The organism is Catonella sp., from assembly GCF_052169795.1.
In the GTDB taxonomy this organism is placed as follows: domain Bacteria; phylum Bacillota; class Clostridia; order Lachnospirales; family Lachnospiraceae; genus Catonella.
The window spans coordinates 1-11,872 of record NZ_JBQNBU010000063.1 but is presented as its reverse complement, the minus strand read 5'-3'; the positions used below and the strand labels follow the sequence as shown (position 1 = coordinate 11,872).

Below are 11,872 nucleotides of genomic sequence, written 5' to 3'. Positions count from 1 at the left end.
AAATTGGGATGGAAGTGGAGAGAAATATGGAACTGCAGGAGAGGAAATTTCGCTTTCAATCAGAATATTTAAAATAATTTATGATATTTATTATTTGAAAACACATAAGGAAATTGTAGGAGTGTTAACGGATGAGGAGGTTATTGAATTGATACGCTCCGAGAGTGGAAAAAGATATGACCCTAAGCTTTGTGAATGCAGATTGGAGGAGATTCTATAGTGAAACGAGTAATCACATACGGAACTTTTGATTTGCTTCACTATGGGCATGTCAATATCTTAAGAAGGGCAAAGGAATATGGAGATTATCTTATAGTTGCAATTTCTACGGATGAATTTAATTGGAATGAAAAAGGCAAGAAATGTTATTTTTCATATGAACAGCGTAAGCAGTTGGTTGAATCCATCCGTTATGTGGATCTTGTAATCCCCGAGGAGAGTTGGGAACAAAAAATTGAAGATGTGAAACTGTATAAGGCAGATACCTTTGTTATGGGAGATGATTGGAAGGGTAAATTTGATTTTTTAAAAGAATACTGTAATGTAGTATACCTTCCAAGAACTCCTGAAATATCTACTACTCAGATAAAAAATGACTTGCAAAAATAAATTATATATGGATATAAAATGATATGAAGAAAAAGATAATGGAAAACAGGAATAGGGCTACCTGTAGAAAAAATCATAATGATACTCATGAAAAGTCAGATTTAAATATGAAAAAGGTATCATGGAAGGCAGGCAATATGCTCTATCCCTTACCGGCAGTCATGGTAAGTCTTACTGATAAGGAAGGAAACAGCAATATTATAACTCTTGCATGGGCGGGGACTATATGTACCAATCCGCCCATGCTTTCTGTATCTATAAGACCTGAACGCTATTCTTACGATATTATAAAGGAAACCGGTGAGTTTGTGGTAAACCTTACAACTAAAGAGCTTACCTATGCTACAGACTACTGTGGTGTTAAGTCCGGCAGGGATGTGGATAAGTTTAAGGAAATGAAGCTTACAAAGCTTCCCTCTGAGAAAATAAAGGCTGTAGCCATAGCAGAAAGTCCTGTAAATATAGAGTGTAAGGTAAGGGAGATAATGGAGCTTGGAAGCCATAGCCTCTTTTTAGCCGATGTTGTAAATGTAAGGGTGGCTGAAAAATATCTGGACGAAAAAGGTAGATTCAATCTTAAGAAAGCAGATTTGATAGCCTATTCACATGGAAGATACTATGAGCTTGGAAAAGAACTGGGAACTTTTGGATATTCAATCAGAAAAGAAGGAAAAGCCGGTAATAAACCACAAAATACTGATAAAGAAGTAAAAACAAAAAAAGTTAATGCACCAAATGATAAAAAGAATAAATTTGCAGGAAAGCAGTTAGATAATAGAAGAAAATCAGATACAGGCAAAAATAAAACAGGTAAAAGAAAATAAAAGATGTATATAACTTGTAAAAGCAGTTTGGTAGGAGTTATTGTTGAAGATGAAAAATAATATAACATTAATAGGTATGCCGGGAGCAGGGAAAAGTACTGTAGGAGTAGTGCTTGCAAAGGTAATGGGTTACAGGTTTGTAGACAGTGACCTTGTGATACAGGAGAAAACAGGTAAACTTCTTTCAGAAATTATAGAAGAAAAAGGTACTGAGGGCTTTCTTCAGGTAGAAGATGAAATAAATGCAGGGCTTAACTGTGAGAAATCAGTTATCGCAACAGGTGGAAGTGCAGTATATTGTAAAAATGCTATGAAACATTTAAAAGAAATATCAACTGTAGTCTATCTCAAACTACCTTATGAAAAGGTAGAAAAAAGGCTTGGCAATCTAAAGGACAGAGGAGTAGCCCTAAAAGATGGTCAAACCTTAAAAGACCTCTATGAAGAACGCTGTCCGCTTTATGAAAAATATGCAGATGTGGTTGTCGAAGCAGATACTACTTCTGTAGAAAGTTGTATGAGGAAAATTGTAGAAAGCATAAAAGAATAAAGTTACAGATTAATTGTAAATGGAAGAACCCCCGAAGCGACACCTTCGGGGGTTCGTTTGAGTCAGCTGGTTTTCTATCGCTGTTACAGTATTATAATAAGTCATTTTCAAATATAAGTCAAGATAAAAAATTCTACTGTTTCTGCTTATGAAAGAAAATTGTAAGTAAAACTTCATAAATTATCACATAATAACTTCGTCCCTTTATGATAGAATATTAACAATCAAAACATTATCACAGAGGGAGAATACTATGGAGACTGTACTGAGGTTAACAAATGTAAATAAGAGTTTTGGAGAGCATCATGTCCTTCATGATGTAAGCTTTGAAGCAGGCAGAGGCGAACTTATAGGATATATTGGACCAAATGGAAGCGGAAAGTCTACTACTGTAAAACTTATGCTTGGAATTCTGGGAAATTATTCAGGTACAATAGAGGTGCTTGGGAAGAATATCGAAGAAGACCTTGTAAGTTATAAGCGTAAGATAGGCTATGTTCCGGAAATTCTTTCTCTTTATGAAAGCCTTACAGGAGAAGAGTATATCTCCTTCCTCTCTTCCGTTTATGAGCTTAGTAACTGGCGTGACAGAATGCAGGAGTTAGCCGAGATTTTCAATATAAATGACGCACTTACAACTCGTATTTCAGGCTACTCTAAGGGTATGAAGCAAAAGATTGCCATCATAGGAAGCCTGATACACAATCCTGATATATTATTCTTAGATGAGCCGTTAAACGGAATGGACACAAACAGTGTGGCTGTATTTAAGGAGGTTCTTAAAACTCTTACAAGACAGGGCAAGACTATATTTTATTCCTCCCACATTATGGAAGTGGTTGAACAGATGAGCAGCAGGGTAATCCTCCTTAAGGACGGGGCAGTAATTGCAGATTCGACAGTTGAAGAACTTAAAAATAACAGTAACGGCAGCAGTATGGAAGATATTTTCAACAATCTTACAGGTTTTACTTCAGGACATGACCTTGCAGCCAAGTTTGTAGATACCCTTACCGGAGGTGAGACTATTGAAAATGAAAAATAGCGAACCGCTTGTATTAAAGGTTGTTGATAAGTGTGTACAACCGTTTTTAAGTAAAGACTTAAACTACAATCACATCCGGGAAATGCTTAAACTAAAGCTTATCATGGACAGCAGAAGGATACCGATAGGCACACAGAAAAAATCAGAGAAATTAAAAAAAGAACCTAAAAGGTCGATGCTCTTAACCTGCCTCGTTTACTTGTTTATAGGTTTATTCATAGCTGCAATGCAGTCTATGCCAAATATATTCGGTGGAAATATGCTGGGATTTTCTATGCTTATTTTTATCTTGTTTTCAGCATATATAAGCGAATATTCAGCGGTGCTTTTGGATACAACAGAAAAATCATTTTACGGGGCACTTCCGATAGGGCATAATGAAATAAATACAGCCAAAAATATACATATAGCCTACTATATAGGAACTATTGCATTTTCTATGATGTTGCCTTCAATGATTACGGCCTTTATTTTCCATGGAGCTTTATATGGCTTGTTGTTTGTGGTAATGTCTGTAGTTATTACTGTGTTCTGCCTTCATCTTGCAGGAACCATCTATTATTTGCTTCTCAAGGTATTTTCGGGAGAGAAGCTTAAAGACATACTCAGCGGTTTTCAGGTATTTATGACAATAGCTATGGTACTTGCATATCAGATTGTTCCCAGAGTGATAAATTTTGCTGAGTTTGCAAAGGCAGAGCTGACCTTCTCTCCTTTTTTCATTATACTACCACCTGCCTGGTTTGCAGGTATATTAGCTGTGTTTTTTGCAGCCACATCGGCAGGATACTACTATATACTTGCAGGAATGGCTGTAGCAGCCTTAGTTCTGCTTGAAATTGTATATAAGAGGAAAGTAATGCCTGAGTTTGAAGGTGAGCTTGACAAACTGACAGAAACAGCCAAAGAAAATAAATCCCTCTCTACATTTTCCATGTTTTTATGTAAGATGCTTTCAAAAGATGAGCAGGAAAATGCTTTTATGAAGCTTGTGCTCATACAGATTTCAAGAAATAGGGATATAAAGTTAAAGCTCTATCCACAGCTTGCCAATGCACTTATATTGCCTTTTATAATCTTGTTATCACAGCTTTCACGCTCCGGTGGCTTTACAGGTCTTATGACAACCGTAAGGGAAAGCAGATGGACTCTTGCGTTATTGTATTCGGTTGGACTTACATCATCGGTTCTTTATACAATTATAAGCCAGTCCGGCAATAAAGAGAGTCTGTTATTTTATCAGGTACTGCCTATAGAGAATCTCAGTAAGTGCATAAGGGCGGGAGTTAAAATTGTTCTGTTTCGCTATATTACTCCGGTATTTATTATTTTATCGGCAATATTTTTTGTTGTTTGCGGAATAAAAGTCCTTCCGGATATAGTTTTAGCTTATATTGCCTTTATATTTATCACAAGCTTTGAAATACGTATAAGCAGCTGGGTGTTACCATTTTCAACAGAGACTGCCACTAACAATGCAGGCTACAATATGATGATGTTTTTAATAAATATGATTGTTTTGGGTGGAGCCGGGTTTCTCCATATATTTTTCTTAAATACAATTTTATTGCAGGTTTTAGGAATTGTAGTTATGATGGCAGCTAATTTAGTATTATGGAAATTGTTTATGAATAAGAAATATGTTATTGCAAGAGAATAAGTGTGTGATTACATAAAAATAAGCCACTGTAGACTGTTTAGTTTACAGTGGCTGTTTCTGTGAAAGCTTAGAATTTAATCAAACCAAATACACTGGCAAGTGAGCTTACCAAAATAACAAGTATACATATAGGAGCTAAGTATTTGATAAAGAACTTATAAAGTCCTTTACGCTTAAACTTAGAAGACTGTTCAACCTCTTCAACTATCTTATCCACCCCAATCACATAAACTATGAGTATACAGGTAGAAAGAGCTGCAATTGGCATCATGAGTGAGTTTGTAAGGAAGTCAAAGAAGTCTAAGACACCCATTCCGAGTATCTGTACAAAATCAAGCATACCGAAGCCAAGTGCTGAAAGTGAACCAAGTGCAACTATGATGATACCGATAACCACACTTGCTATATTTCTCTTCCAGCCAAGCTGATCTTGGATTGTAGATACACAGGATTCGGCAAGTGAGATTGCACTTGTAAGGGCTGCAAGTAATACGAGGAGGAAGAATACTATACCTATTATCCTGCCCATTCCCATACTTGCAAATACCTTAGGAAGAGTAATGAACATAAGTGAAGGACCAGCCTGAAGTTTCTCAGGATCTCCATCAAAGAAGGAGAATACTGCCGGTATTATCATAAGTCCTGCAAGGAAGGCTATGGCAGTATCAAAAATTTCTATCTGAGATGTGGACTGCTCGATGTCTACATCTTTTTTCATATACGATCCGTAGGTATATAGGATACCCATTGCGATTGAAAGGGAGTAAAACATCTGCCCCATGGCTGCAACCACTGTCATCCAAGAGAAATTGTTAAAGTTAGGGATAAGGAAATATTTAACTCCTTCAAGAGCTCCCGGTCTGGTTACGGAGTAGATTGAAACTATAATAGCAAGGATAACAAGGACAGGCATCATCATCTTGGATACCTTTTCAATTCCATGTTCAACACCTGCAACTATAATAAGAAGAACAACAAGTGAGAAAATTAAAAACCATACTTCTACACTTGCACCTGCTGTAATAAAGCTTGTAAAATAACTATCTTCAGCAAGAGCATCAGTGCTTCCACGCAGATACTCGAATAAATACTTAAATACCCAGCCGCCTATTACACTGTAATAAGGAATGATAAGCATAGGAATGATGGCATTTACCCAACCGCCTATCTTAAACGGAACTGATTTTCCAAAAGAAGAAAAAGCACCGACAGGACTTTTTCTGGTCATTCTTCCAAGTGTTGTTTCTGATACGATAAGTACATATCCGAATGTAACCATAAGGATGAGGTAGACAAGCAAGAAGATTCCTCCGCCGTATTTAGCTGCAAGGTAAGGGAAACGCCAAATGTTTCCAAGACCGACAGCGGAGCCTGCTACTGCAAGCACATATCCAAGTTTGCCGGAGAAAGTACTTCTCTCGTTGTCCCGTCCAAAGGGATCAAGACCATTTTCCTGATTGTTTTCATTTTTCATAATATATAGATTTCCTCTCTAAATTAAATTTTCGCTTTTTCAAAATTTACTAATCCTTGTAGCCATATCTGCCCTTTAAATCGTCTGCCGGGTAATGGTTCTCCGAGTAAGTCATCATTGTTAATAGCTATGTAGAAGTCAAAACCGTTACAGGTAATCAGCAATTCCGTAGAGCATTCTCCTGTAAGTGAATTAACATGGGGGACTACTTCCTTAATGATTCCGAGTATTGTGTAATTATCTGATTCGGAGCCGTAAGGGATGAAACTGGTTTCAACTATGCTGTACACATCTTCAGTCTGTATGCGTCTTGCGATCATAGAATATGTATCCAAATCAATAAGTGTAAGTGTATTTATAGCCTCTTCGTCACCATTTTTTGCTGCAGCAAGCAGGTAATCATGTTCGGCAGAGTGCTCTGCCTGTATTTTTATCTGCTCAGGACTCTTGTTTATGGGAAGAAGTATTCTTCCGGAAGCAGATAGTCCTGAAAGGGTGAGCGAAAGGTCTTTTTTTAAGTCGGAGTTCTTTTGTGCAGATAAGTAATCTAAGGAATTTTGCAAGTAAAATATCAGTGATGTTCCAAAATGCAAGTCATCACACATTCCTGTATAGGAGTCATTGTCTATACGCTTGTATATATCTATTTCCTGATAGCAACAAGGTTTTGACCCTATAAGATATGGATAATAATATTCTAAGTGGAAAAATCCTTTTTCATCATATTCTCCTCGGACTGTAATTCCCATCCTATCAGAAAAATCAAAACTTTTTTCAACTATTTTTTTATTGTCAGATGAAACGATTGATTTTGTAGCGGTAGGGTGAGTCATGACCAGTCCTAAGATTTTATCTAAATCTTTTCTGGATTTTATATTAGAAAGTCCGACTGCTTTTAAGAAACTGTGCATGAACTTCCCCTCCTTTATGGCTGTTTAGTAAATTATAATTTTAAGGTACTCTGTAGTTTTCCTACCATGTCTTTCAGAGTTCCATCTTCAAATGGACTTCTAAGACCAACCTGTTTTACAAGTCCTGTAAAGAAGTCCTTTGCACCTAAGTTACAAAGTTTAAGATAACTCTCCCATGCTGCTTTGTAGTCATTATCCATCATCACCTTATACTGGAAAGCATTGGTTTGTGCAAGCACATAGTCAATATAATAAAACGGAGAGTCATAGATATGACGCTGTTTCTGCCAGAAACCTCCGAGACTGTAATATTCATTCCCTGAATAATCAAGATGAGGCTTATACTGCATTTCAAGCTCTCGCCATATTTCATTACGCTGTTTTGGAGAAAGTCCCGGGTTTGAATATACTATATCCTGAAATTCATCTACCATTGTTCCGTAAGGAATGAAGGCGGCGGCAGATTCAAGATGCATATCTATATAATCCTGCTTCCTATTACCAAAGAAAAGCTCCATCCAAGGCTCGGTAAAGAACTCCATGGACATAGAGTGAGTTTCAGCAGTTTCCATAGTAATGTCTGCATGCTCATTAATAGGATCATCTACCATACAGAAGCCCTGAAAAGCATGGCCACACTCATGTGTCATTACATCTGCATCATCAGCGGTTCCGTTGAAGTTCGCAAATATGAATGGAGATTTATAATCAGGAAGATAGGTCATATATCCCCCTGTCTGTTTAGTCTTTCTTCCGAGTACATCGAAAAGCTCGTTATCACACATAAAGTTAATAAACTTAGCTGTCTCAGGAGAAAGCTCATTATACATTTTTCTGCCTGCAGCAAGTATATCATCAGGAGTGCCGATTGGATTCGGATTTCCGTTATTAAAGTACACACCCTCATCTTCGAAATGGAGTTTGTCAAGTCCGAGCCTGATTCTACGCCTGTCATGTAGTTTTTCTGCAAATGGTACAAAATCTCTCTTTACCTGTTCTCTGAAGTTTTTGACATCTTCTCTGCCATAGCAGTTACGGTTCATTCTATAGTAGCCAAGCTGTATGAAGTTCTCATAACCGAGTTTTTCTGCCTGTGCAGTTCTGTTTTTAACAAGGCGGTCATATATGTCATCAAGCTCTTCTTTATTTTTACTGAAGAATTCAGTGTATTTCTTCCAAGCCTCAACACGAATTTTACTGTCAGAGTTATTAAGGTATGGAGACATAAGGGAGAGATTGAGTGTCTCCCCGTTCCAGTCTATTTCAGCAGTGGCAAGGAGCCTGTCATAGCGGCTCTTAAGAGCATTTTCTTCCTGCATAAGAGGTACTATTTTTTCATCCACTGACTTCATTGCGAGTTCAAGATTTTTAAAAGCTACTTTTCCAATCTTACCTTCTAAGAAATTACGATACTCAGAGTTATAGAGCTTTTTACCATAATCTACAAATAAAGATTGCAGAACAGGACCATTCTTATCATAATAGTCATTTTCTTTACTATAAAATTCATCAGTAACATCTATAGAGTGACGAATTTCTGCGAGTGTCATCTGTGTGTATATACGATTTGCAATTTTATAGTACCTTTTATGTACTTCAAACTGCTCTTCGCCGGATTTTGCGTTGTCAAAGTCTGTCATAAGTTTTGCGAAGTCTGCCTTAGCTTCTTCAATATCTGCTCTTGTATAGGGCATTTCACTAAATTTCATTTATTTTTCTTCCTTTCTTAAATATTCATGTATGCAAAGAGTAATGTTAAGCTATTTTTGGAGGAAAATCAAGCTATAAGAGAAAAAAGTGGATAAATGGCAGGCTATACATTTTAAGAAAGAAAATGAGATGAAATTCACCTGTGAATTTATTGCAAAATTAACAGTAAATATATATAATGATGTTAAAGGAGAGTGATTATTATGCCAAATATCAAGCCAATATCCGAATTAAGAAATTATACAGAAATATTGAATGAAGTAGATAGAACACATAGGGTATATCTTACGAGAAACGGTCATGGCAAGTATGGTATCCTTACTATGTCAGAAATTGATGAACTTGATCGTTACAAAACAGCATTTGCTTTATTCTCCAAGTTGCAAAAAGCAGAGGAAAGAGCAGAAAAGGAGGGATGGGTTGATGCTGATGAATTAGAAAGAGAACTGGGGGTAAGTTAGTCTTGAATTACAAACTGAAATATTCTCAAGATGCAAGAGAAAAACTACAAGCAATTAGAAAGAATATTGCAGATGTATATGGTTCATCTGTATCCAAGAGAATTATAACAAAAATTATGTTGGAAATAAGAGGTTTACAAGACAATCCGAGAAAGGGAGCTGCTGTACAAGCTTTGATAGACTTACCCACTCCGTATAGGTTTATTCATACAGAACAAAATTATGTATTTTATAGAATAGAAGATAATATAGTCTATATAACGGATATTTACAATGAGCATGAAGACTTTATGCGGAAGATGTTTCATATAAGTTTAAGGACTAGTGATAGTATTGATTATTGGGGAGAATAACAGTTCTACAAAGAAAATGCTCTGAATAATAAATATCCAAACTTACTTGGCTATTGTTATTCAGAGCTGTAATTTATTTTAAACCAATGTAGTATCCATTCCTTCGGTACAGGTAATTGCGAGTACTCCGTTTCCTACATGGCAGGCAATGGCAAGAGAAAGTGGATGAAGCTCAAATTCATATTCAGGAAAAGCTGTCTGAACCTCTTCCTTCCAAGCCAAGGCTTCTTCAAGATTGCCGCCATAGGCGAGAGCAAGGTGGAGATTATGCTTGTCTGCACTCTCTTTAAAACGAGTTTCCATGTCTTTTTTGATAGCTTCTATCATAGTCTTTTTAGCCTGAGCCTTACCCCTGCACTTTGCATAGGCATCGAGTTTGTCCCCCTGAATCTGGAGAACAGGCTTTAGGTTCAGCAGGGTACCTATAGCAGCTGCAGCAGGAGTAATGCGTCCACCCTTTTTAAGATATTTAAGTGTATCAAGTGAAAGATAGATAGAAGACTTGTCAGCTGTTTTTTCAAGATATTCTTTTATCTCTTTTGCATTTTTGCCCATTTTTACAAGCTCAAGTGCATCAAGAGCAGATTGATACTGTGTAACAGATACCCTTCTGTTGTCTACAATCTCTACCCTTCCATCATAATCCTCGGCGAGCATGGCAGCAGTAGAATATGAGCCTGAAAGCCCGCTTGAAATAGGTATGAATACTACCTGTTCATGAGTCTTTAGAAGCTCATCCCACATATCTGTCATATCACCGGGAGAAGGCATAGAGGTTTTTACATCTATGCTGTCATCAAGAAGTGCTGCATAGAATTCCTCGTGAGTCATAGTAACATCTTCAAATTGAAGATTGTCATTTATAAAAAAGGGAGATGGCTGTACAAACATTCCCAGTTCTTTTGCTCTTTTCTGAGATATTCCAGCATTACTGTCTGTAATTATTGCAATTTTCATTGAAATCACCTATCCTATGTATAGTAGTTTAAATGGAACATATAGTTTAAACATTATCTGATATTAAGCCAATAGTCAATATATAAATTCAAATTATTAGCTAATAATTTGGGTTATATTATATTTCATAGGAAGAGGTACATATGAAGGCAGATGAAAAATGGATGAAACAGGCAATTAAACAGGCTGAAAAGGCAAGAAAATTAGAAGAAGTCCCTATTGGCTGTGTTATAGTTTTAGATGAAAAAATTATCGCAAGAGGCTATAACAGACGAAATACAGACCATACATCGCTTGCCCATGCAGAAATGATGGCTATAAAGAAGGCTTGTAAAAAGATAGGTGACTGGAGGCTTGAAGAATGTACCCTCTATGTAACTCTTGAACCTTGTCAGATGTGTGCGGGAGCTATAGTACAGTCAAGGGTTAAGCGAGTAGTTATAGGGGCTATGAATAAAAAGGCGGGATGTGCAGGCTCTGTCTTTAATTTGCTTGAGGAGGACAGATTTAACCATAAGGCTGAGGTTACAAGAGGGGTACTTGAAGAAGAATGTTCCAAAATGATGAGTGATTTTTTTAAGGAATTAAGAGCGAAGAAGATTCTTTGATTAAAATACACAATAAAAGACGAAAAAGTGCAAGAAAAATAGTGCAATTTTTTGTTAAAGTTTTTCTTGCATTTTTTCTTGAATTAGTATATAATGTTTCTTGCGTTCAACAAAAGCATATGCGTCTTTAGCTCAGCTGGTAGAGCACCTGACTCTTAATCAGGGTGTCCAGGGTTCGAGCCCCTGAAGACGCACTCAGAGGTCCTTGTTTGGCAGAAAAGTCTGTCGGGTAGGGGCTTTTTTGTATGTTTTTAACCACTTGACAGGGCTTATCTTCTATTTTATACTCTAACTTATGTACCGGATAAGTGCCGGTATAAATAAAAATTCAGAAAGCAGAGTAGGAAATTCAGCGTAAAGTGTCTGTCGGACGGGGAGTTGCCGGTGGAACGAAGAGCATAAGGCTTGCGATGGAATTTCCGCATCCCGCTGTTACATAAGAGTATGCCATAACTATGCTCTTTTGTAGTAAGGATAAACTGCAAAGGAGGTTAAGATGATGAACGAAAAAGAAGCAGTAAAGAAGAATGTGGTTTTGGCAGAGCTTCAGGGGATTGTAAAATTTCCTGCAAACTTTGCAAGAGAAATCGTAGGTTTACCGAGTAATTTTAGCAGGTCACTTAAGGAACTAAGGGACTTGCAGACAGTTATTTTGTGTGGACTTATGGGAGCATTAGGCATCATACTTAAGATGTTTGCTACCATTCCGT

At 37.0% G+C, this 11,872-nt stretch carries 14 protein-coding genes, 1 tRNA gene and 1 riboswitch; of the genes, 11 read left to right on the top strand and 4 right to left on the bottom strand.

Annotation, left to right across the window (positions count from 1 at the left end; translation table 11 throughout):
* The 6 genes from ACTTKP_RS09080 to ACTTKP_RS09055 all read left to right on the top strand — a co-directional run.
* On the top strand, positions 1-220 hold a 220-nt coding region (locus ACTTKP_RS09080; protein WP_442553581.1), incomplete at its 5' end, for an HD domain-containing phosphohydrolase.
* The gene (tagD, locus tag ACTTKP_RS09075; protein ID WP_442553580.1) at positions 220-609 is read left to right on the top strand and encodes a glycerol-3-phosphate cytidylyltransferase; all 390 of its coding nucleotides are present in this window, start codon (positions 220-222) and stop codon (positions 607-609) included. The genes ACTTKP_RS09080 and tagD, both read left to right, overlap by 1 nt.
* A gap of 107 nt (positions 610-716) precedes the next feature.
* Positions 717-1,433: a flavin reductase family protein gene (locus ACTTKP_RS09070; RefSeq protein WP_442553582.1), complete on the top strand. Its 717-nt coding sequence runs from the start codon at positions 717-719 to the stop codon at positions 1,431-1,433.
* Positions 1,434-1,482: 49 nt separating this feature from the next.
* Positions 1,483-1,983 carry a shikimate kinase gene (locus ACTTKP_RS09065; protein WP_442553579.1) on the top strand — a complete coding sequence of 167 codons (501 nt, stop codon included), beginning with the start codon at positions 1,483-1,485 and terminating at the stop codon, positions 1,981-1,983.
* Between the two features lie 253 nt (positions 1,984-2,236).
* Positions 2,237-3,028, top strand: a complete 792-nt coding sequence (locus ACTTKP_RS09060) for an ABC transporter ATP-binding protein (RefSeq protein ID WP_442553578.1) — start codon at positions 2,237-2,239, stop codon at positions 3,026-3,028.
* Positions 3,018-4,688, top strand: a complete 1,671-nt coding sequence (locus tag ACTTKP_RS09055; protein ID WP_442553577.1) for a hypothetical protein — start codon at positions 3,018-3,020, stop codon at positions 4,686-4,688. The genes ACTTKP_RS09060 and ACTTKP_RS09055 overlap by 11 nt, the downstream gene beginning before the upstream one ends.
* Before the next feature lie 67 nt (positions 4,689-4,755).
* On the opposite strand, the gene ACTTKP_RS09050 is transcribed toward ACTTKP_RS09055, so the two are convergent.
* Genes ACTTKP_RS09050 through ACTTKP_RS09040 form a run of 3 tightly spaced genes read right to left on the bottom strand, consistent with a single transcriptional unit; the run spans position 4,756 to position 8,782 of the window.
* Positions 4,756-6,162, bottom strand: coding sequence for a sodium-dependent transporter (locus tag ACTTKP_RS09050; RefSeq protein WP_442553576.1), 1,407 nt, complete (start codon positions 6,160-6,162; stop codon positions 4,756-4,758).
* 23 nt (positions 6,163-6,185) lie between these two features.
* The gene (locus ACTTKP_RS09045; protein WP_442553575.1) at positions 6,186-7,073 is read right to left on the bottom strand and encodes a DUF3881 family protein; all 888 of its coding nucleotides are present in this window, start codon (positions 7,071-7,073) and stop codon (positions 6,186-6,188) included.
* A 32-nt stretch (positions 7,074-7,105) separates the two neighbouring features.
* Positions 7,106-8,782, bottom strand: a complete 1,677-nt coding sequence (locus ACTTKP_RS09040; protein ID WP_442553574.1) for a M3 family oligoendopeptidase — start codon at positions 8,780-8,782, stop codon at positions 7,106-7,108.
* A gap of 204 nt (positions 8,783-8,986) precedes the next feature.
* Here ACTTKP_RS09040 and ACTTKP_RS09035 point away from each other — a divergent pair, with 204 nt between their 5' ends.
* Together ACTTKP_RS09035 and ACTTKP_RS09030 are read left to right on the top strand one after the other, a co-directional pair.
* Complete coding sequence (locus ACTTKP_RS09035; protein ID WP_442553573.1) at positions 8,987-9,244, top strand: prevent-host-death protein; 258 nt, start codon at positions 8,987-8,989, stop codon at positions 9,242-9,244.
* 2 nt (positions 9,245-9,246) lie between these two features.
* Positions 9,247-9,597, top strand: a complete 351-nt coding sequence (locus ACTTKP_RS09030) for a type II toxin-antitoxin system RelE/ParE family toxin (protein WP_442553572.1) — start codon at positions 9,247-9,249, stop codon at positions 9,595-9,597.
* Positions 9,598-9,675: 78 nt separating this feature from the next.
* Here the strand turns inward: ACTTKP_RS09030 and ACTTKP_RS09025 are convergent, their stop codons facing one another.
* Positions 9,676-10,554 (bottom strand): DegV family protein, encoded by an 879-nt coding sequence (locus ACTTKP_RS09025; protein WP_442553571.1) that lies wholly within the window; start codon positions 10,552-10,554, stop codon positions 9,676-9,678.
* Between the two features lie 143 nt (positions 10,555-10,697).
* Between ACTTKP_RS09025 and tadA the strand changes: the two genes are divergently transcribed.
* The 3 genes from tadA to ACTTKP_RS09010 form a co-directional block, all read left to right on the top strand.
* Positions 10,698-11,162: a tRNA adenosine(34) deaminase TadA gene (tadA, locus tag ACTTKP_RS09020; protein ID WP_442553570.1), complete on the top strand. Its 465-nt coding sequence runs from the start codon at positions 10,698-10,700 to the stop codon at positions 11,160-11,162.
* Positions 11,163-11,283: 121 nt separating this feature from the next.
* Positions 11,284-11,356: transfer RNA gene (locus tag ACTTKP_RS09015), tRNA-Lys, on the top strand.
* A gap of 140 nt (positions 11,357-11,496) precedes the next feature.
* Positions 11,497-11,596, top strand: a riboswitch (THF riboswitch).
* 62 nt (positions 11,597-11,658) lie between these two features.
* On the top strand, positions 11,659-11,872 hold a 214-nt coding region (locus ACTTKP_RS09010; RefSeq protein ID WP_442553569.1), incomplete at its 3' end, for a hypothetical protein.